Raw genomic sequence first — 18,491 nt, 5'->3', positions numbered from 1 at the left:
TAGTGTGTCTGTAATAGGGTGAGCACGCCGCTTCAGCGGCGCTCTTCACGAATAAAGGGTTCGCCCAGCGCACCGGGCTGGCTGCTGTTATCACGGCTGGCAACGGCCACCCAGATCATTACGCCAAGGGTGACAGCATAGGGCGTCATAAAGACAAAATACTGTGGCAGGCGAATGCCGGAGGCGGCCATCTGTGGAATCAGCGCTTCGATACAGCCAAACAGCACCGCACCGGCGAGGGCTTTCCAGGGAGACCAACGGGCAAAAATCACCAGTGCGACGGCAATCCAGCCGCGTCCACCGACCATATCCGCCAGCCACATCTTGGTGCTTAATACCGAAATATAGGCACCGGCCAGACCAATCAGGGCTGATCCGGCGGCAATTGCAGCACAGCGGTAAGCCAATACCGGAATCCCGGCGGCGTCGGCGGCCTGGGGGTTTTCACCCACGGCACGCAAGCGTAAACCGAGTACGGTGCGGTTCAGTACCAGCACCACCAACAGGAAGATAATAGGCGTCAGATAGACCACCGGGTCTTGAATAAACAGTTTGCCGATAACAGGCAGTTCCGACAGCGGCCATAACGACAGATCTGAGAGGCCGGACACAGGTCGGCTGGTCCAGTTCATCAAGGTGCCACACAGCCCGGTCAGACCCTGGCAGAAGAACACCAGCGCCAGCCCGGCAATCACCTGGTTAATACGCATGATCAGCACCATCAGGGCGAATAGCTGCGATACCACGGCGGCGGAGATCATCGCCATGATCAAGGCGGCAACGGTGGAGCCGTCAGTCATCAGGGAAGCACCGATACCGGACATGGCACCGACCAGCATCAAACCTTCAGCCCCCAGGGCCAGAACCCCGGAGCGTTCAATAATGATCAGCCCCAAGGCTGCCAATGCAAAAGGCACGGCAAAGTCGGGGATATTACCGATCCAGCTTGCGATCAGGCTCATCAGCTCTGCCCTCCTTGAATACGGCGAATACGGTGACGAATAAAGAACTCGGAAGAGGCAACACAAATCACCAGAATGGCCTGGATCAGCTGCACCATGGAGAAAGGAATCTGGTAGAACACCTGCAAACTGCGACCTGCGACAAACAGTGTCGCGACCAACAGCGCCACTACGGTGGCGGCGATCGGTTGGTTACGGGCCAGAAAGGCAATCAGGATTCCCGAGAAGCCATAGCCGACGTAGAACGAATGGGTCAGGCGGCCTTCCTGTCCGGCAGTAATCATAAAACCGGCCAGCCCGGCCAGCGCTCCGGACAACAGTACGGTACCAAGGATTACCCGATTAACCGGCACCCCCACGGCACGGGCCACACCAGGACTGTTGTCGACAAAACGCAGGTACAGCCCAGCCCGGGAGACGTTGGTAAACCAGAGCACCAGAAAGGCAACCAGGGTGGCCAGCACAATCGCCAGGCTGAGTCCATCAAAGACATCGGGCAGGCGTTCGAATACCCGGTACTGAGGGGAGTAGGGGAAATTGTCACGGGGGTCTTTCCAGTCGCCGTATACCAGATGCAGCAAGAAATTCAGCGCGATGTAGTTGAGCATCAGGGTCGAAATGATTTCGTTCACCTTGAGGTGCAGCTTCAGTAATACCGGCGCCAGCGCCCAGATCAGGCCACAGACCACGGCACTGAGCAGCATCAAGGGCAAGCGCATCGACGGTGGCCCGATCTCGAACAGCGAAATCGCAGTCGCGCCGATAGCTCCCCAGATCATCTGCCCTTCCAGGCCGAGGTTCCAGAACCGCGCCCGGAACGCAACGCAGCCAGCCAGGCCGACCATAATCAGCGGCGCGGCCTGAAACAGCACGGCCCGCAGGCTTTGTGCATCAAACAGCGTCAGAATAACAAACTCATTGAGCAGTTCGCCCGCAGGCACTCCGGCCACCACCAGAATCGCTGCTGAAATCAGCAGGCCGACCAGCAAGGCCAGGGCAATCACTAGCGCCTGCCAGTACCAGGCCATCTGCTGACGTACTTCCAGCGTATAACGCCGTGCCAGCAAGGGTTGAAAATTCGTTGCATCAAACATGGTTCACCATGGCTTGCCCAATTGCCTGACGGTCTGCCGGTTGGGCAAACTCGCCGATAATACGTCCTGCTGACATCACGCCAATGCGATCTGCCAGCGCCATTACTTCATCCAGGTCTTCGCTGATCAGCAACACGGCTGCTCCGGCATCCCGGGCGCTGCGCAAGCGCTGGTGTACGGCCAGAGTGGCGCGCACATCCAGCCCCCGGCTGGGGCTGTGAACAATCACCAGTTGTGGCTGGCGGCTGAACTCGCGAGCGATCACCAGCTTCTGGGCGTTGCCACCCGACAGCAGCGCGGCTTTCTGTTGCAGTGAGCGCACCCCCTGGACATCAAATTCGCTGACGGCGGCGGCGGTATCGGCTTCGATCCGGCGGCGGCGCAGAAACCAGAACGGCCCGTACCGGCCGCTGTGAATCTCGCCCATGGCGAAGTTGTCACTGATCGACAGCGGTGCAGCCAGGGCGGCGGAATAACGGTCAGCGGGAATACAGGCAATACCCAGTTCGCGCCGTCGGCTGGCGCTGAGGTCGCGCAAATCGCCTTCACCAACCAGCTGCATCGAGCCGCTGACCGGTTCTGGCAGGCCCATCAAGGCTCCGGCCAGTTCGCTTTGACCGTTACCGCCCACCCCGGCAATGCCGTAGATTTCTCCGGCGTGCAGGCTCAGGTTAACGCCGCGCAGTATCGGCGCATTGGGATTGGTTGAGCACAGCTCGCTGACTTCCAGCTTGACCTCACCGGCTGCCCGGCTGGCGGGAACCTGGGGTGGGGTCGGGGCGTCACCAACGGTCAGCTTGACCAACTCGCCAACCGTTACCGATTGCGGCTTGAGGCTGGCGACGGTGCGACCGGTACGCATGACCGTCACTTCGTCGGCGTAGCGCATAACGTCGTTCATCTTGTGCGTCACCAGAATGACCGCAGCGCCTTCCTGGTGAGCAAAATTCTGTACCGTGGTCAGCAGGTTTTCTGCTTCCGCATCGGTGAGTACGGCGGTTGGTTCATCCAGAATCAGGATGCGGGCACCGGCCAGCAGCACTTTGAGAATCTCAACGCGCTGCTGCTCGGCGACCGACAGCTGATCGACCCGTGCAAACGGGTCAATGGTAAACCCCAGCCTGGCCGCCGTGGTCTTGATCTCCTCGGCGGTTTGCTGCAGACGTTGGCGGAAACTGAGGGCCTGGTCATTACGCAGGCCCAACAGAATGTTTTCCGCCACGCTGAAGGGTTTAACCAGCTTGAAATGCTGATGCACCATGCCGATACCCTGGGTGGATGCATCCAGTGGCCCCTTGAGGCGCACCAGGTTGTCATCAATGAACAGCGATCCGGTTTCTGGTGCGTACAGTCCGGCAGCAATGTTCATCAGTGATGACTTGCCAGCGCCATTCTCGCCCAGCAAGGCATGGACCTCGCCCCATCGAGCTGTAAAGGAAGCCTCGGAAAGAGCCTTGAAGCCGTCAAAGGATTTGCTGACGGCATCGAGTTGGATCGCGTTCTTGTTGCTCATTGCTGGGTAACCACGCCCTTGACGAACCAGTCCATGGACCACAGTTCCCCATCAGACAGACTTTCGCCTTTGGCTGCCTTGATGTTGCCATCACGATCCGAGATTGGCCCGGCGTAGATCAGCTTGTCACCTTTCAGCAGTTCGTCACGAGCGGCCATGATTTTGGCTTCATCTTCTTTGCTGATAATGTCGCTGCCACAGCAGGAGACGTCGGTACCGCCTTCTTCCATCGACAGCAGCGCGCCATGTTCGGCTGGCTGCCAGCCACCGGCCATGATTTTTTTCAGTTCAGGGGCAAGGAAACGATCCCAGACCCAAACCGAAGAACACACGGTCGCTTTCGGGGCAAACTCGCTCATATCACGGTGGTGACCGGTGCCATAGACGCCACGTTCTTGTGCGACGATCTGTGGGGTCGGGCTGTCCACGTGCTGGCCAATTACATCGGCACCCTGGTCAATCAGCGCTGTTGCCGCTGCGCGTTCCTTGACCGGGTCGTTCCAGGCTCCGGTGTAGATAACGGTGACGGTGGCGTCCGGGTTGATTTGCTGGGCACCCATGGCGAAGGCGTTAACGGTCCAGTTAACCTGGCCAAACGGGTTGGCGGCAACAAATCCGAGCTTGCCGGTCGGTGAAGCGGCACCGGCTGCCATGCCACACAGGTACTGGCTTTCGTAGGTACGGCCGTAGAAGGATTCAAGGTTGTCTGAATTGGTGGTACCGGAACCGTTCAGGAATGCGACATCCGGGTACTTGTCGGCCAGTTCCTTGAAGGTATCGGAGTAACCAAAGGCGGTACCGATAATGATGTTGGAGCCGCGCTGGATCAGACGCTCAACGGTGGGTTTGATCGCGGAGGCTGTTTCCGGGACGCTTTCCACGTACTGGATTTTCTGGTCGATATCGTCTTCCAGACGCTGGCGTGCTTCGTCGAAGGCCTGAGTCCAGCCGCCATCGTTACGCGGGCTGATATACAGCATGGCGATTTTCGCCGGGCCTTTCAGGGTAAAACCAGCATCTTCCGCTGACACGGAGGTCGTCATGGCGCATGCGGCCAGGGCACATAATGTGCCCGTGAGCAGTTTCTTCATTGTCACAATCCTTCTTGCGGTGAGTCGTTGGAGGTCGTGCGGTAGGTAGAGCCCTGCTTAAAGCATGTGGTTGATACGGAAGACATTGCCTTCCGGGTCAAGCAAAACGGCCTGATACCAGTTGTAGTACGTGGTATAGGGAGCCTTGATCATGGTCGCGCCTGCAGCACAGGCGATCGGTACCATACGGTCGACCTCTTCGGGACTGTCGACGTCGATGTTCAGTAAAAACTTGCAGCCGGAGGTGTCGGCGTACTCGCTCAGGTGCAGCAGTTCGTAAGCATCCAGCGCATTGAAGCCGATGCAGCAGCTGCCGGCATCGATGCCGCGAAATATCGGCGAGCGGATGGCTTCCACTTCCGGGAAGTCGAAGACGCGCTGATAAAAGCCACTCAGGGCGACGATGTCTTTGGCGAATACGTTGACGTAAGAAAGTGTGCTCATATCAGGCTACCTTGTTGCCGCCAAAGGTGGTTTGGCGGACGAATTTGGATTGCAGATGGTCGCCGGAGCTAACCGGGGCGTAGCGAGGTTCTTCGCCTTCTGGCACACAGCTGGGCAAGCATTCCACCATGACGTCGTAGTTCGGCTGGTGGAAGAACACCAGTGACTGGCGTTGCTGGTCGCCGTCGACGTCTTCCGGAGGATTCACCACCCGGTGCAGGGTTGAGATCCATTGGTCGTTGGTCCACTGCATCATCAGGTCGCCAATGTTGACGACAAAACCGTCTTCCACATAAGGCACATCGACCCATTCGCCTTCGCGGTTGCAAACTTGCAGACCACCCTGGGCGCTGTCGGGTTTGACGATGGTGAGGCTGCCATAATCGGAGTGAGCACCGGCCCGTAACTGACCTTCTTCGATGCCTTCTTTCAGATGCGGATAACGCAGGCTGCGGAACATACTGATGTGCTTGTCGATCTTGTCGTCGAAAAAGGTCTCTGGCATTTCCAGCGACAGGGCAAAAATACGCATCACGCTGCGGGCCAGGTCGCCCATGGCAGCAAAATATTCCGCGTACGCTTCCTCAAATCCAGGCAGCGTTGTCGGCCAGACATTGGGGGCAAAATGCGGCCCGGCCATGGCTTCGGAGTAATAAGGTTCATCCGGCACATTCAATGGCCCGATGGAGAAGGATTCTTTCAGGTCGCCCGGAGCGGCTTCTTCCATGGAGTACGACAGGCTCTCTTCTGCTACCGCGCTGTAGCCGCGCACCATGTCGGGACGGGGACGGTTGGCTTTGCGTTTTTCTTCCATGGGCAGGTCGAAGAAGCGGCTGGTCAGTTTGCTGACCCGCTCGATCAGCTCTGCAGGGATCTGGTGTTGGGTAATGACCAGGAAACCAATATCCCGGCAAGCCTGATTCACGGCCTTGGCCACGCTGGCCTTGCCTTCGGCCGTGCCATCAAAATAAGGGCCAAGATCGATGATAGGAACATATTGAAGCGTCATACGATTGCATCCTCCGACTGAAATTCAGGTACTGATTTGATCAGTTACCTGATCTGAAGAATCCGCAGGCGATACCAATCGCCCACCGTTTCCGAACAAAGAAACAAAAGCAGCAACTATGCCAATAAGAAATTTATGTTAGATAACAATGATTTATGTCTTTTTTGATACTTAGTTTTTATCAAATGGTCTGAATTAGAGCACTCGGTTTGTGCGGGAGGCCCGAAAACAGGGCGAGATAATCGTGACTTTGGCAGGAGTTCAGAAGATCGGGATAAATAACCCTTTAAAAATAAAGGTTAATGGGTAAAAAACAGCCAGTGGGAATAATAGAAAGGCATTGTGACACCGGTATTATGGGCATGGATGCCTTGGAATTGGCAGCACAAACGGCCATGAAAATAACCAGCAAGACACAGTTGCCACTTTGATCCATATCATTGATTTATAAAAAGTTATCTATTAGGCAACAAGGAAAAACAGCCAAGGCAGGAGCGCAGTGACAGCATGCTGTCTGACCCATACGGGTTTTGGGTCAGACTCTGCACCGTGATTGGACAGGGCAAGGATAAAAGGAGACAGCGGGATCTTGTCTGGTCTCAGGGGCGTGGACAGATCCCTTGCAGCACCAGCATTTTGAGATTGGCGAGGGTTTCCGCAAAAAAGTCGGGATCATCCAGGGTGTGACCCGCCACGGCTTCTACCTGTACGCGGAAGTCGGCGTAATGCTGTGTGGTTGCCCACAGGGAAAAAATCAGATGATGCGGTTCTATCGGGGCCAGTTTGCCCGCTTCTATCCAGGCATTAATCACCGCGACCCGGGATTCGACGGTGTCCCTCAGGGAAGAACTCAGCTCATTCAGCAATAGAGGGGCACCTTGAATCATTTCCAGACAAAACAGGCGGGACTCTGCCGGATGATCCCGTGACAGCTCCAGCTTGACCTGAAGATAGGCGCCAATGGCTTCTACCGGGTCCTGTTCGATGTGGAACTCCTGCAAGGGCCGCAACCAGATATCCATCAACTGACGTAATACATTCAGGTACAGGTCTTCTTTGGAGGCGAAGTAATACAGTAGGTTGGTTTTGGATACATCGGCCTGGCTGGCCACTTTATCGAGGCTGGTACCGTGCAGGCCATAGCGTGAAAACACATCCAGGGCAGCGTCCATAATAGCGGCTCGTTTGGTTTCCATCAGGCGTTTGCGCCTGCTCAAGGTTGCTTCACTCGGGACCCGGCTACGGGCTTTCGGCTTCTTTGCGGGCGTTGCCGTCCGCTGTATCTGCTTGTTCACTCTGCTTACCGTTTGTTCCTTGGTTGCCGCATTCTACCCCATTGTGCTGCCTGCAGCTCAAGCGCTTGATTTGTGCCCCAATTCGGACCGGAGCGCACAAACCAAGTGCTCTAAATCAGACTATTTGGTCTGAACTAAAACACAAAAAATAACTAAGTAATTGATATATATCAACAATATCAAAATGGCACACTTGATGCTTTGGTCTTATTACAGCCAAGCCGCAAAGCAACATAACAGGCGCCAAGGCAAATCTATTACCAAACCCTGAGGGCAGAGCAATGAATGTAGGCATCTTCATACCTATCGGCAACAACGGTTGGCTGATCTCCAAGAACGCTCCGCAGTACATGCCAACGTTTGACCTGAATAAGACCATCGTCCAGCGCGCCGAGCATTATGGCTTTGAATTTGCTCTGTCGATGATCAAGTTGCGCGGCTTCGGTGGCGAGACCGAATTCTGGGAACACAACATGGAATCGTTCACGCTGATGGCCGGTCTGGCTGCCGTCACCGACAAGATCCAGCTGTTTGCTACCGCCGCAACCCTGACCATTCCGCCAGCCATTGTGGCACGTATGGCATCAACGATTGATTCCATTTCCCACGGCCGCTTTGGCGTTAACCTGGTTACTGGCTGGCAGAAGCCGGAGTACTCGCAAATGGGGTTGTGGCCTGGTGATGAGTTCTTCGCCAATCGTTACGACTACCTCAGTGAATACGCCACGGTATTGCGCGACCTGTGGACAACCGGCACGTGCGATATGAAAGGCGAGTACTTCCAGATGGACGACTGCCGCGTCAGCCCCAAACCCCAGGCCGACATGAAAATTATCTGCGCTGGCCAGAGTGAAGCGGGAATGGCCTTTACCGCCAAATACGCCGACTACAACTTCTGTTTTGGTAAAGGGGTCAACACGCCAAAAGCCTTTGCTCCAACGGTTGAGCGACTGGAAAAAGCCACCGCCGACAGTGGCCGGGATGTGACCTCCGTAGCGCTGTTTATGGTGATTGCTGCGGATACCGACGACGAAGCCCGCGCCCGTTGGGAATCCTATAAAGACGGTGTCGACGAAGAAGCCGTTGCCTGGCTTGGTCAGCAAGGGGCCGCCGATACCAAATCCAAAGGCGATACCAATATTCGCCAGATGGCCGACCCGACGTCTGCGGTCAATATCAATATGGGCACGCTGGTGGGTTCGTTTGCAACCGTCGCCGGCATGCTCGATGAAATTGCTGAAATCCCCGCCACCAGTGGTGTGATGCTGACGTTTGATGATTTTGTTCAGGGCATCGAAGATTTTGGCCAGAAGATTCAGCCATTAATGAAAAGCCGCAAACACGTTGTGGATATGTTGGAGAATGCGTCATGAGCAGTATTGATAATCCGGTTGTGGGTTATACCCCCGACCAGCAAGGTGATGTCAGCATGGTGCTGCCCGCCAGCCCGGAATCGTTGGCATTCAATGTCAAAGAAACGGCGCTGATTGTGGTCGATATGCAGAACGCCTATTCCACCAAGGGCGGTTATCTCGACCTGGCCGGTTTTGATGTGTCGACCACCGGGCCGGTGATTGAATCCATCACCAAAGCCATCAAGGCCGCTCGTGCGGCGGGTGTGCAAGTGGTGTTCTTCCAGAACGGCTGGGATGCGGAATACACCGAAGCCGGCGGCCCTGGCTCGCCTAACTGGCACAAGTCCAACGCTCTGAAAGCGATCCGCAAGAACCCGGAACTGATGGGCACGTTGCTGGCCAAGGGCACCTGGGATTACGATCTGGTGGATGAACTCAAGCCTCTGCCCGGCGATCTGGTGATCCCCAAACCACGTTACAGCGGCTTCTTTAATACCGCTCTCGACAGCATGTTGCGCAGCCGCGGCATCCGTAATCTGGTGTTTACCGGGATCGCCACCAATGTCTGCGTGGAATCAACCCTGCGCGACGGCTTTTTCCTCGAATACTTTGGCGTTGTACTGGCCGATGCCACCCATCAGGCCGGGCCGGACTACGTCCAGCAAGCCGCCCTGTACAACATTGAAACCTTTTTTGGCTGGGTCAGCACTGTCGATGACTTCTGCACCACCCTGGCCGCCTCTACCCCAACCCAAGGAGCAACCGCATGAGCAAGCAAACAGTCCTTCCTGCCGGTACCGGCAAACCGTTAGCACCGTACGTTCCTGGCTCCATGGCCGATGGCGTGTTGTACGTATCCGGCACCTTGCCGTTTGATAAAGACAACAACGTGGTACACGTCGGGGATGCCACTGCGCAAACCCGTCACGTGCTGGAAACCATCAAGGGTGTGGTGGAAGAAGCGGGGGGCACCATGGATGACGTCACCTTCAATATGATCATGATCCGTGACTGGAGTGACTACCCGGCGGTTAACGAAGTCTACGCATCGTACTTTCCGGGTGAAAAACCGGCGCGTTACTGCATCCAGTGTGGTCTGGTAAAACCGGATGCCCTGATCGAAATCGCCAGCATCGCGCATGTTGGCTAACCGATGAGCAATGTCATGCATATTGAAATTCATGGCCGGCAAGACGCCGATGCCCCGACGCTGGTTTTCAGCTCGGGGCTAGGTGGCGCTGCCCATTTTTGGGCACCGCAGCTGAGCAGCCTGGGCAAAGACTTCCGCATTGTCCTCTATGATCAACTCGGCACCGGGCATAGCCCGGCCGAATTGCCTGAAGGTTACGCAATTGGCGATATGGCCAATGAGCTGCAACGCCTGTTAGCCGAGTATCACATTGGCGACTACCATCTGGTGGGGCATGCGCTGGGCGGTTTGGTTGGTCTGGAACTGGCACTGCAAAAAGCCCCCGGACTCAAAAGCCTGACGCTGATGAACGCCTGGGCCAAGGCCAGTCCTCACACCGCTCGCTGCTTCTCGGTACGCAAGCAGCTGTTGGCGGGTGCCGGTGCTGCTGCCTATATCGAAGCCCAGGCGCTGTTTCTTTATCCGCCGACCTGGATTGCCGAACATATCGAGCATCTGGAAGTGGAAGAATGCAAACAGCTGGCAGGGTTTCCTCCGGTCGAGAATCTGCTACGACGCATTCAGGCGCTGCTGACGTTTAACCCGGGAGAAGCCTTGTCCAAGGTTGAACAGCCCACTTTACTGCTCGCCAACAGTGATGATTCGCTGGTGCCCTGGACCTGCTCCCAGGAGCTGCAACGGGTACTGCCCAACGCCACTCTGAAAGTCTTTGATTACGGCGGCCATGCTTCCAGCATCACCTGCGCCGAGACCATTAATACAACGCTGGCCGATTTTATTCACAGTGTTGCACCTACTACTCCAGCGGCCTGAGCGAGGGCTTTATGAACGAACCACTTGATTCCGGCGCTCTGGCGCAATTGTTTACTGAAGCCCGCAGCCACAACGGCTGGCAAGACCAGCCTGTGCCAGACAGCCTGCTGGAGCAGCTGTACGACCTGGTCAAAATGGGCCCGACCTCTGCCAACTGCAGCCCGGCACGTTTTGTGTTTGTCCGTACCGCAGCAGGCAAGGAGCGTCTGAAACCTTGCCTGTCATCCGGCAACCTCGACAAAACCATGACCGCGCCCGTTACCGTCATTGTTGCTTACGACAGCGAATTCTACGACGAGCTGCCAGCACTCTTTCCCCATGGTGACGCCCGCAGCTGGTTTACCGGCACGCCAGAACTGATTTACGAAACCGCTTTCCGTAACAGCTCGATGCAAGCGGCCTACCTGGTGTTTGCCGCCCGCAGCCTGGGTCTGGATACCGGGCCGATGTCCGGCTTTGATAACGCCGCCCTGGATCAGGAGTTTTTCAGTGACGGTCAGTGGAAGTCGAACCTGTTGATCAACCTGGGCTACGGCGACAGCAGCAAGGTCTACGACCGTCTGCCGCGTCTGGACCTTTCCAAAGCCTGTCTGTTTTCCTGAAGGAGCCTGCTATGTTGGCCGTCAAAACCCCAGAAACCGCGCCGCAGACTGTTAGCCGCGACGTATTCCGTAGCGCCATGTCGATATTGGCTGCCGCCGTTAACGTCGTGACCACCGAAGGCCCGGATGGCCGTGCGGGTTTTACCGCAACCGCGGTGTGCAGTGTTTCGGATGAACCCGCCAGCTTGCTGGTATGCCTGAACCGCAATGCCTCGGTCTACCCGGCATTTCGCGACAGCGATTACTTGTGTGTGAATACCCTGAGCGCCGATCAACAGGCGTTGTCGAATACCTTTGGTGGCAAATCCCCCATGGCCGAACGTTTTGCGGCAGCGCAGTGGAGCACCGACGTTACCGGCTCACCAATGCTGGACGGTGCGCTGGTCAACTTTGACTGCCGCATCAGCAACCGTGTTGCCGCTGGCAGTCACGATATCCTGATCTGTGAGATTGTCGGTATTCGCCAGCAGGAAAGTGGCGATGGCCTGATTTATTTCCAGCGTGGTTATTGCAACGCCACACCGTTGGGTTAAAGCGCGGATACGCAATACGGCCATAACCGTGGGGATGTTCTCTGCGGTTGTCCGTATGAACAGGACACGCGCCACGGACGAGTCCTAGAGAAATAACCCCAGTAATTCATTCAGGTACTGTTGGCCGCGTTCGGTGGCCCGGATGTCTTGTCCTACTTCCAGCAGCCCCATGGCTTTGGCTTTGGCGATGGGGTCGGCAACGCTGGCCAGTGTTTGGCCGGTACGTTGCTCAAAGCATGCGACGCTGATGCCCTGGCGCAGGCGCAGGGCATTCATCAGGCATTCCAGCCCCATGTCGTGGGCGGCAATTGGCTGGCTACCGGCAAGGAATGGCTTGTCGGGGTTGAGGTAATCACTGGGCTGGCGGGTTTTCCAGCGCCGGGCGCTGTGGATCTGGCCCCGGCTGTCGAGCCAGCTGACTTTGCCGTGCGCACCGGCACCAATGCCGAGGTAGTCGCCAAACTGCCAGTAGTTGAGGTTATGCCGCGCCTGTTTGCCGGGTTGGGCAAAGGCGGAAATTTCATAGTGGGCAAATCCGGCGTCGGCCAGGCGTTGTTGGCCGGCGTCCTGAATATCCCAGAGGGTATCGTCTTCGGGCAGCACTGGCGGGCGTTTGTAAAATTCGGTGTTGGGTTCGATGGTGAGCTGATACCAGGAGAGATGTGGCGGGTCAAAGCTCAGGGCGGTGTTGAGGTCGTCCATGGCGTCGGCTAACGACTGTCCGGGAAGGCCATGCATCAGGTCGAGGTTGAGGTTGTCGAACCCGGCAGTCCGGGCAGCCGTGATGGCGGCTTTGGCCTGGTCGCTGTCGTGGATGCGGCCGAGTTTCTGCAAGTGCAGGTCGTTAAAGCTCTGGATGCCCATCGACAGGCGGTTGATGCCGAGTGCACGGTAGGCGGCAAAACGGTCGGCTTCGAAGGTGCCAGGGTTGGCTTCCAGCGTGATTTCGATATCGTCGGCAAACGTTAGCCGTTGGCGCAAGCCGTTGAACAAGCTGGCGTAAGCCTGCGCCGATAACAGGCTGGGGGTGCCTCCACCAATAAAAATGGTCTGGATGACACGCCCATGGCGGTGTTCCAGCTCGCTGTCGAGGTCATTTAACAGCGCTGCCACATAGTCTGTTTCCGGTAATTCGGTGCTGGCTGTGTGCGAGTTGAAGTCGCAGTACGGACATTTGCGAATGCACCAGGGCACATGGATGTACAGACTGAGTGGCGGCAGCTGGCGCATGCTCAGTTCCAGTTGTTGTCGTGGTGCTCGCCGTGGTGTTCACCTTCATGATGCTCGTGGTGCTCACCGTGATGTTCACCTTCATGGTGCTCGTGGTGCTCACCGTCATGACCCTGTTCATGGCCACCTTCGTGTTCACCTTCACCTTCACCTGCGTGTTCGCCATCGGAGTGTTCACTGGCGTTTTCGTCGTCTACTGCCTCGTCTTCTTTGGCGGGCAGCAGTTCTGCAACCGCGACATCAAGAGTCTGCAGCAAGGCCTGAACCTGGGCTTCCATTTGGTGTTGCTGGTGGGAAAGGCGGGTTTGCTCCTTGTCCAGTTCATCGTTCTGTTGCATCAATTCGGTATTTTTTTGCTCGGCAGCGGCCAGAGCTTGCTGGGTTTGTTCCAGGTCTTCCTGCAGTTGCAGGTTTTCCAGTTGCAGGTTTTCCAGGGTTTGAATGGTCTGGGTGATCTTTTGCTGTAACTGCTCAAGTATTTCCACGATGTGCTCCTTTTCTCGATTAACAATGCACCACATGGTGTGCAGAAAACCCCTCACCGCATAACAACAGAGTGTGACGGGGTAAAACAATAATAGTCAGGGTTGCCAGCGTTGCAGCAGTTGCTGCATGGCCTGGCCCCGGTGTGACAGGGCATTCTTACGGGCCTTGTCGAGATCCGCCGCGGCACATTGCTCCGCCGCGACATAAAACAGGGGATCGTAACCAAAGCCGTTGCTGCCGGATGGCGAGGTTAATATGGTGCCTTCCCAGTGGCCTTGAAAGACTTGGGGGGTCGGATCTTCTCCATGGCGCATGTAGACCAGTACACATTGGAATCGTGCCGTGCGCTGTGCTGCCGGAACGTCGGCCAGGCGTTGTAATAGCAGGTGATTGTTGTCGTGATCGCCGCTACCTGCCTGATTCATGCTGGCAAACCGGGCGGAATAGATACCTGGCTGCCCTTGCAGGGCGTCTACTTCGAGACCGGAGTCGTCGGCCAAGGCGGGCAAGCCGGTGATGGTGGCGGCGTGGCGGGCTTTGAGAATGGCGTTTTCGACAAAGCTGAGGCCGGTTTCGTCCGCGTCGCTGACACCAAGGTCACTCTGGGGGATAAGAGTGATGTGGCGGTCGGCAAAGTGGCTGTCGAACAGCTGGGAAAATTCCCGTAATTTGCCAGCGTTGCCGCTGGCGAGAACGATTTTCATAGCAGAGCCTTATGGCGCATCGCAAGGTGTCCGGGCATACCGGGCCGCGTTGGCGTTACCCGGTGTGCTGCTGGCGACACGGGTGGATTATTCTTCTTCGTAAAAACGTTGGCTGAAACGGACATCGAAGTGCTTGTTGATGCCATCGGGGGCAACGTCGAGCCGGATTCGATAGGTTTCTTCTTCATCAAAGCGGAACGTCGCAATGTAATAGACGGCGTTGGTTTCCTTGATTTCCTTGAACTGCAGTTCGTTTTCCTGGCCGATCAGGTTTTTTAACGTGCCTTGAATCTGTGCTGTCACTGGCTTGGGCAGGACGTCATCGCCGGGATTGTTCAGTACCGAAATACTGAGGAATCCCAAGCTGCGCGAGCGTTCTATGCCATAGGCGCTGGCCACGTCTTCACTGAGGAAGCTGCTGGTCAGGCCGATGTAGTGGACTTCATAGTCGCCAAATACCTTTTTTTGTTCACCGCGATCGGCCAGGGCCGTCAGGCTCAATAGCATCAGACAGGTGGTTAGTAGTGCTTTCATCAGCGTCTCCGGGTCAGGTGATAGATGGCAATTTCTCCTAACAGTGCAGGCCAGAAGTTGATCGACCAGTGTTCCTGGTGGTGATCATCCAGCACGGTTTTACGGAGAATCCGAATGTGTTTTTCCGCACACAGTGCTTCAAAGTCGGCCACGGTACACAGGTGAATATTGGGGGTGTTGTACCAGGCATGGGGCAAGGTTTCCGACATTGGCATCCGGCCCTTGAGCGCCAGGTATAGCCGGGTGCGCCAGTGGCCAAAATTGGGGAAGGTGACAATGGCTTCATCACCGATGCGCAGCATTTCGTCGAGCAGGGCATCGGGCCGTTCAACCGCTTGTAACGCCTGGGTCATGATGACGGTATCGATGCTGTTGTTTTTGTAATTACTCAAGCCTTCGTTCAGGTCCTGCTCGATCACGTTGATGCCATTGGCAATGCAGGCGGAGATATTGTCCGGGTTGATCTCCAGCCCATAACCTCGCACGTTTTTGTGCTCTTGCAGGTAGTGTAACAGTTGGCCTTCGCCACAACCGAGATCCAGTACCTGACTGTTGGGTTGCACCCACTGCTGGATAATGGACAGATCGGCTCGCAGGTTGGCCAAAGATGTCTGACTCATGAGTGTTTCTCCACGTCGTTGGCAATGCGGCCCATATAGGCGCGGAGGACCTGGTGGTAGCGGGCGCTGGGCAGCAGGAAGGCATCGTGGCCACCGTCGGAATCAATGCAGGCGTAGCTGACGTTCTTGTCGGCTTCGATCAGGGCGTTGACGATTTCTTCGGAGCGCTCCGGGGCAAAACGCCAGTCGCTGGTAAAGGAGACGACCAGGAAGTGGCAGTGCGCCTGACTCAGGCATTTGACCAGGTCGTTATCGTAATCGCCGGCGGGGTCGAAGTAGTCGAGGGCCTTGGTCATCAACATATAGGTGTTGGCATCAAAGCGGGTGCTGAATTTCTCGCCCTGGTAATGCAGGTAACTTTCGACCTGAAACTCTGGGCTGAAGCTGTAGTTCAGCTTGCCTTCCCGTAGCTCGCGACCAAATTTCTGCCGCATGGCGTCATCCGACAGATAGGTCAGATGGCCCAGCATCCGCGCCTGGGTGAGGCCGACCTTGGGAATGGTGTTGTGTTCCAGATAGTTGCCGTCGTGGAAGTCCGGGTCTTTGGCAATGGCCTGACGGGCGACTTCGTTAAAGGCAATGTTCTGTGCCGACAGTTTGGAGGCTGAGGCAATCACTACGGCGTGACGTAACCGTTCCGGGAATTGAATCGACCAGCGGATAACCTGCATGCCGCCGAGGCTGCCACCGACAACGGCAGCCCATTGCTGGATTCCCAGATGGTCGGCCAGTTGCGCCTGACTGGCAACCCAGTCACGCACGGCAACAATCGGGAAGTCGGGGCCATAGGGCTTGCCGGTTTCCGGGTTTGGGCTGACAGGGCCGGTGGAACCGGAGCAGCCACCCAGATTGTTCAGTGAAACAATAAAAAACTGGCTGGTATCGATCGGTTTGCCCGGCCCGATGGCGTTGTCCCACCAGCCGGGTTTGGCATCATCCATATGATGATAACCGGCAGCATGATGGTCGCCGCTGAGGGCATGACACAGCAGTATGGCGTTGGAACGTTCGGCGTTGAGTTCGCCGTAGGTTTCATAAACGAGGTCGTATTCTGGCAGCACGCGACCACTACGAAGTGTCAGTGGTACATCGGAATGAAATTGCTGGGGAGTAACCAGACCGACGGAATCGTCAGGGATAACTTCCGGCATGGTGGGCGTATTCCTGGAGTATAGAAGCTGGGTAAAAGGCGAGTGTAGCAGTAATCGCGGGGAATCACAGGGTGTCTGTGGCGTCCTGCGGCTCGTCTTCATCGACGGGTTGGCGGATCAGGCGAGCGGCCAGTATTCCCCCTTCAAACAGGGCGTACATGGGCAGCGCCAGAATGGTTTGAGAGATAATGTCGGGAGGTGTCACCAGCATGCCGACAACAAAACAGCCAAGGAAAATATACGGCCGTTTTTCACTCAGGGAGGCAACGGTGGTGATGCCGCTCAAGACCATCAGAAAGGTGGCCACGGGTATCTCGAAGGCGAAACCAAAGGCAAAAAAGATCTTCAGAATAAAATCGAGTACGTTGGCGATGTCGGGCATAAACGAAATGCCATCCGGCCCGGCCATGGTGAAAAAACCAAACGCCAGCGGCAGGACCACGTAGTAGGCAAACAGAATGCCGGTGTAAAACAGGATGGTGCTGGACAGCAACAGCGGTACGGCAAAGCGCTTTTCATTTTGATACAGGCCCGGTGAGATAAACCCCCAGAGCTGGTGCAGCATAAAGGGCATGGCGATCAGTACCGCCAGTACCAGTGTCAGCTTGAACGGCACCAGAAAGGGTGAGGCAACGCCGATGGCGATCATTTGTCCCTGGGTTTCAGGGAGCAGGACCGAGAGCGGCTGAACCAGTATCAGATACAGGTCGTTGGCAAAATAGAACATGCCAAGAAACAGTGCCAATACCACCAGCACCGACTTCAGCAAGCGGTTGCGCAGTTCGACCAGATGGGCAATAAGGGGTTGTTCCTGATCCTGGCTCATGATTCGGGCTTGATGTCCTTGGCAGGTGGTGTCGGTATATCGGGCAATATACGGGGTTGGTCGCCGGTACCAGACGGGTATTCCGGGTCGATGTCTGCCGGTGAAACGGCTTCCCGGCTGTCGATGGCTGGTCTGGCTGTGGTTGCTGCTGCGGTCGCCGGTTCTGCCGCAGGGGGCTGGCCGTGGTCTGTACCCTTTGCGTTGTCCCGCACGGCGGCTGGCCGACGGTCGTCGTCATCGAGAAACGTGGCGTAGGGGTCCTTGAGTTTTTCCCGCAGTTCATCGGCCCGTACCTGGCGCTCCAGTTCATCCTGGAAGCCACTCATGGTACGGCGCACACGGCCAATCATCAGGCCAACGGTACGGGCTGCCTTGGGCAGACGCTCCGGGCCAAGCACCAACAAACCAAGGACGCCGACAACCACAAGCTCCAGAAAGCCGATATCAAACATCAGTGCTTGTCTTTCTGCTCGCTGAAGTCAGCATCTTTTTCCACGCTGCCAGACTGGTCAGACATCAGCGGTTTGGGTTTGGTCGGGGCGGCAGCGTCGTCGTCCTTGTCGGCGCCTTCGTTCATTGCACTTTTGAAGTTTTTGATGGCTCCGCCAAGATCACCGCCCATATTGCGCAGTTTCTTGGTGCCAAAAATCACGATCACGATGACCAGGATGATAACCAATTGCCAGATGCTGATACCGCCAAGCATAAGTGTGTCCTCGTTGAGTGCTCAGAATCCGGGCAGCGCAGAGCCGCCCAGAATATGAAAATGCATATGAAATACTTCTTGTCCGCCTTCGACACCGGTATTGGTGATGGTGCGATAGCCGGTCAGGTTCTGGGTGGCGGCAATACGCGGAATAGTCAGCATCAATTTGCCCATCAAGGCGCTGTCTGTGTCGTTGAGGTCGTTGAGATTGACGATATGGCGTTTGGGAATCACCAGCAAGTGAGTCTCTGCCTTGGGGGCAATATCGTGGAACGCCAGAAAATCATCGTCTTCGTAGACCTTGTTGGCCGGAATCTCGCCTGCCACTATTTTGCAAAAAATACAGTCAGTCATCTTGATGTCCTTACGGATA

The 18,491-nt window shown here is 56.2% G+C and carries 23 protein-coding genes; 6 read left to right on the top strand and 17 right to left on the bottom strand.

Going from position 1 to position 18,491, the window contains the following annotated elements; all coding sequences use genetic code 11:
- Window positions 1–32: 32 nt before the first annotated feature.
- From Q8W32_RS14620 to rutR, 7 genes are all read right to left on the bottom strand, one after another.
- Window positions 33–962 (bottom strand): ABC transporter permease, encoded by a 930-nt coding sequence (locus Q8W32_RS14620; RefSeq protein WP_303434708.1) that lies wholly within the window; start codon window positions 960–962, stop codon window positions 33–35.
- The gene (locus Q8W32_RS14615; protein WP_303434707.1) at window positions 962–2,056 is read right to left on the bottom strand and encodes an ABC transporter permease; all 1,095 of its coding nucleotides are present in this window, start codon (window positions 2,054–2,056) and stop codon (window positions 962–964) included. The genes Q8W32_RS14620 and Q8W32_RS14615 overlap by 1 nt, the downstream gene beginning before the upstream one ends.
- A complete protein-coding gene (locus Q8W32_RS14610; RefSeq protein ID WP_303434706.1) occupies window positions 2,049–3,569 on the bottom strand; it encodes an ABC transporter ATP-binding protein in 1,521 nt (506 codons plus the stop codon). The genes Q8W32_RS14615 and Q8W32_RS14610 overlap by 8 nt, the downstream gene beginning before the upstream one ends.
- Window positions 3,566–4,660 (bottom strand): BMP family ABC transporter substrate-binding protein, encoded by a 1,095-nt coding sequence (locus tag Q8W32_RS14605; protein WP_303434705.1) that lies wholly within the window; start codon window positions 4,658–4,660, stop codon window positions 3,566–3,568. The genes Q8W32_RS14610 and Q8W32_RS14605 overlap by 4 nt, the downstream gene beginning before the upstream one ends.
- Window positions 4,661–4,717: 57 nt before the next feature.
- Window positions 4,718–5,104: a VOC family protein gene (locus Q8W32_RS14600; protein WP_303434704.1), complete on the bottom strand. Its 387-nt coding sequence runs from the start codon at window positions 5,102–5,104 to the stop codon at window positions 4,718–4,720.
- 1 nt (window position 5,105) lies between these two features.
- Window positions 5,106–6,113 (bottom strand): isopenicillin N synthase family oxygenase, encoded by a 1,008-nt coding sequence (locus Q8W32_RS14595; RefSeq protein WP_303434703.1) that lies wholly within the window; start codon window positions 6,111–6,113, stop codon window positions 5,106–5,108.
- A gap of 599 nt (window positions 6,114–6,712) precedes the next feature.
- A complete protein-coding gene (rutR, locus tag Q8W32_RS14590) occupies window positions 6,713–7,408 on the bottom strand; it encodes an HTH-type transcriptional regulator RutR (RefSeq protein ID WP_303434702.1) in 696 nt (231 codons plus the stop codon).
- Between the two features lie 281 nt (window positions 7,409–7,689).
- Between rutR and rutA the strand changes: the two genes are divergently transcribed.
- From rutA to Q8W32_RS14560, 6 genes are read left to right on the top strand one after another with little or no spacing between them, the layout of a single operon-like run.
- Window positions 7,690–8,781 carry a pyrimidine utilization protein A gene (gene rutA, locus Q8W32_RS14585; RefSeq protein ID WP_303434701.1) on the top strand — a complete coding sequence of 364 codons (1,092 nt, stop codon included), beginning with the start codon at window positions 7,690–7,692 and terminating at the stop codon, window positions 8,779–8,781.
- Entirely contained in the window at window positions 8,778–9,533 is a 756-nt protein-coding gene (gene rutB, locus Q8W32_RS14580; RefSeq protein WP_305415471.1) for a pyrimidine utilization protein B, read from the top strand. The genes rutA and rutB overlap by 4 nt, the downstream gene beginning before the upstream one ends.
- A complete protein-coding gene (gene rutC / locus Q8W32_RS14575; protein ID WP_303434699.1) occupies window positions 9,530–9,913 on the top strand; it encodes a pyrimidine utilization protein C in 384 nt (127 codons plus the stop codon). The genes rutB and rutC overlap by 4 nt, the downstream gene beginning before the upstream one ends.
- 15 nt (window positions 9,914–9,928) lie before the next feature.
- Window positions 9,929–10,726 carry a pyrimidine utilization protein D gene (gene rutD / locus Q8W32_RS14570; protein WP_305415470.1) on the top strand — a complete coding sequence of 266 codons (798 nt, stop codon included), beginning with the start codon at window positions 9,929–9,931 and terminating at the stop codon, window positions 10,724–10,726.
- An 11-nt stretch (window positions 10,727–10,737) separates the two neighbouring features.
- Window positions 10,738–11,328 (top strand): malonic semialdehyde reductase, encoded by a 591-nt coding sequence (locus tag Q8W32_RS14565; protein ID WP_303434697.1) that lies wholly within the window; start codon window positions 10,738–10,740, stop codon window positions 11,326–11,328.
- A gap of 11 nt (window positions 11,329–11,339) precedes the next feature.
- Window positions 11,340–11,861, top strand: a complete 522-nt coding sequence (locus Q8W32_RS14560) for a flavin reductase (protein WP_303434696.1) — start codon at window positions 11,340–11,342, stop codon at window positions 11,859–11,861.
- A gap of 84 nt (window positions 11,862–11,945) precedes the next feature.
- Here Q8W32_RS14560 and hemW read toward each other — a convergent pair whose 3' ends face one another.
- The 10 genes from hemW to Q8W32_RS14510 all read right to left on the bottom strand — a co-directional run bounded on the left by hemW (window position 11,946) and on the right by Q8W32_RS14510 (window position 18,472).
- Complete coding sequence (gene hemW / locus Q8W32_RS14555; protein WP_305415469.1) at window positions 11,946–13,091, bottom strand: radical SAM family heme chaperone HemW; 1,146 nt, start codon at window positions 13,089–13,091, stop codon at window positions 11,946–11,948.
- Between the two features lie 2 nt (window positions 13,092–13,093).
- On the bottom strand, window positions 13,094–13,576 hold the full coding sequence (locus Q8W32_RS14550) for a hypothetical protein (RefSeq protein WP_305415468.1): 483 nt from the start codon (window positions 13,574–13,576) through the stop codon (window positions 13,094–13,096).
- A 96-nt stretch (window positions 13,577–13,672) separates the two neighbouring features.
- On the bottom strand, window positions 13,673–14,281 hold the full coding sequence (gene rdgB / locus Q8W32_RS14545) for an RdgB/HAM1 family non-canonical purine NTP pyrophosphatase (RefSeq protein ID WP_303434693.1): 609 nt from the start codon (window positions 14,279–14,281) through the stop codon (window positions 13,673–13,675).
- Window positions 14,282–14,368: 87 nt separating this feature from the next.
- Window positions 14,369–14,815, bottom strand: coding sequence for a DUF4426 domain-containing protein (locus Q8W32_RS14540; protein WP_303434692.1), 447 nt, complete (start codon window positions 14,813–14,815; stop codon window positions 14,369–14,371).
- On the bottom strand, window positions 14,815–15,411 hold the full coding sequence (gene metW, locus Q8W32_RS14535; protein WP_305415494.1) for a methionine biosynthesis protein MetW: 597 nt from the start codon (window positions 15,409–15,411) through the stop codon (window positions 14,815–14,817). The genes Q8W32_RS14540 and metW overlap by 1 nt, the downstream gene beginning before the upstream one ends.
- Window positions 15,412–15,431: 20 nt before the next feature.
- Entirely contained in the window at window positions 15,432–16,586 is a 1,155-nt protein-coding gene (locus Q8W32_RS14530) for a homoserine O-acetyltransferase (protein ID WP_303434691.1), read from the bottom strand.
- Between the two features lie 64 nt (window positions 16,587–16,650).
- The gene (gene tatC / locus Q8W32_RS14525) at window positions 16,651–17,412 is read right to left on the bottom strand and encodes a twin-arginine translocase subunit TatC (protein ID WP_305415467.1); all 762 of its coding nucleotides are present in this window, start codon (window positions 17,410–17,412) and stop codon (window positions 16,651–16,653) included.
- On the bottom strand, window positions 17,409–17,864 hold the full coding sequence (gene tatB, locus Q8W32_RS14520; RefSeq protein WP_305415466.1) for a Sec-independent protein translocase protein TatB: 456 nt from the start codon (window positions 17,862–17,864) through the stop codon (window positions 17,409–17,411). The genes tatC and tatB overlap by 4 nt, the downstream gene beginning before the upstream one ends.
- Window positions 17,864–18,118 carry a Sec-independent protein translocase subunit TatA gene (gene tatA / locus Q8W32_RS14515; RefSeq protein ID WP_305415465.1) on the bottom strand — a complete coding sequence of 85 codons (255 nt, stop codon included), beginning with the start codon at window positions 18,116–18,118 and terminating at the stop codon, window positions 17,864–17,866. Before tatA ends, tatB begins: the two co-directional genes overlap by 1 nt.
- Before the next feature lie 21 nt (window positions 18,119–18,139).
- A complete protein-coding gene (locus tag Q8W32_RS14510; protein ID WP_303434687.1) occupies window positions 18,140–18,472 on the bottom strand; it encodes a histidine triad nucleotide-binding protein in 333 nt (110 codons plus the stop codon).
- Window positions 18,473–18,491 lie beyond the last annotated feature (19 nt).

It is taken from the genome of Oceanobacter sp. 3_MG-2023 (assembly GCF_030688925.1).
Lineage (GTDB): Bacteria > Pseudomonadota > Gammaproteobacteria > Pseudomonadales > Oceanobacteraceae > Oceanobacter.
The sequence above is the reverse complement of the archived record's forward strand: the minus strand, read 5'-3'. Positions and strand labels throughout refer to the sequence as shown.

What these genes read in the sequence shown, in the direction of transcription:
- Q8W32_RS14620 (WP_303434708.1), bottom strand. Translation starts at nt 962, where the DNA reads ATGAGCCTGATCGCAAGCTGGATCGGTAATATCCCCGACTTTGCCGTG.
- Q8W32_RS14615 (WP_303434707.1), bottom strand. Translation starts at nt 2,056, where the DNA reads ATGTTTGATGCAACGAATTTTCAACCCTTGCTGGCACGGCGTTATACG.
- Q8W32_RS14610 (WP_303434706.1), bottom strand. Translation starts at nt 3,569, where the DNA reads ATGAGCAACAAGAACGCGATCCAACTCGATGCCGTCAGCAAATCCTTT.
- Q8W32_RS14605 (WP_303434705.1), bottom strand. Translation starts at nt 4,660, where the DNA reads ATGAAGAAACTGCTCACGGGCACATTATGTGCCCTGGCCGCATGCGCC.
- Q8W32_RS14600 (WP_303434704.1), bottom strand. Translation starts at nt 5,104, where the DNA reads ATGAGCACACTTTCTTACGTCAACGTATTCGCCAAAGACATCGTCGCC.
- Q8W32_RS14595 (WP_303434703.1), bottom strand. Translation starts at nt 6,113, where the DNA reads ATGACGCTTCAATATGTTCCTATCATCGATCTTGGCCCTTATTTTGAT.
- rutA (WP_303434701.1), top strand. Translation starts at nt 7,690, where the DNA reads ATGAATGTAGGCATCTTCATACCTATCGGCAACAACGGTTGGCTGATC.
- rutB (WP_305415471.1), top strand. Translation starts at nt 8,778, where the DNA reads ATGAGCAGTATTGATAATCCGGTTGTGGGTTATACCCCCGACCAGCAA.
- rutC (WP_303434699.1), top strand. Translation starts at nt 9,530, where the DNA reads ATGAGCAAGCAAACAGTCCTTCCTGCCGGTACCGGCAAACCGTTAGCA.
- rutD (WP_305415470.1), top strand. Translation starts at nt 9,929, where the DNA reads ATGCATATTGAAATTCATGGCCGGCAAGACGCCGATGCCCCGACGCTG.
- Q8W32_RS14565 (WP_303434697.1), top strand. Translation starts at nt 10,738, where the DNA reads ATGAACGAACCACTTGATTCCGGCGCTCTGGCGCAATTGTTTACTGAA.
- Q8W32_RS14560 (WP_303434696.1), top strand. Translation starts at nt 11,340, where the DNA reads ATGTTGGCCGTCAAAACCCCAGAAACCGCGCCGCAGACTGTTAGCCGC.
- hemW (WP_305415469.1), bottom strand. Translation starts at nt 13,091, where the DNA reads ATGCGCCAGCTGCCGCCACTCAGTCTGTACATCCATGTGCCCTGGTGC.
- rdgB (WP_303434693.1), bottom strand. Translation starts at nt 14,281, where the DNA reads ATGAAAATCGTTCTCGCCAGCGGCAACGCTGGCAAATTACGGGAATTT.
- Q8W32_RS14540 (WP_303434692.1), bottom strand. Translation starts at nt 14,815, where the DNA reads ATGAAAGCACTACTAACCACCTGTCTGATGCTATTGAGCCTGACGGCC.
- Q8W32_RS14530 (WP_303434691.1), bottom strand. Translation starts at nt 16,586, where the DNA reads ATGCCGGAAGTTATCCCTGACGATTCCGTCGGTCTGGTTACTCCCCAG.
- tatC (WP_305415467.1), bottom strand. Translation starts at nt 17,412, where the DNA reads ATGAGCCAGGATCAGGAACAACCCCTTATTGCCCATCTGGTCGAACTG.
- tatB (WP_305415466.1), bottom strand. Translation starts at nt 17,864, where the DNA reads ATGTTTGATATCGGCTTTCTGGAGCTTGTGGTTGTCGGCGTCCTTGGT.
- tatA (WP_305415465.1), bottom strand. Translation starts at nt 18,118, where the DNA reads ATGCTTGGCGGTATCAGCATCTGGCAATTGGTTATCATCCTGGTCATC.
- Q8W32_RS14510 (WP_303434687.1), bottom strand. Translation starts at nt 18,472, where the DNA reads ATGACTGACTGTATTTTTTGCAAAATAGTGGCAGGCGAGATTCCGGCC.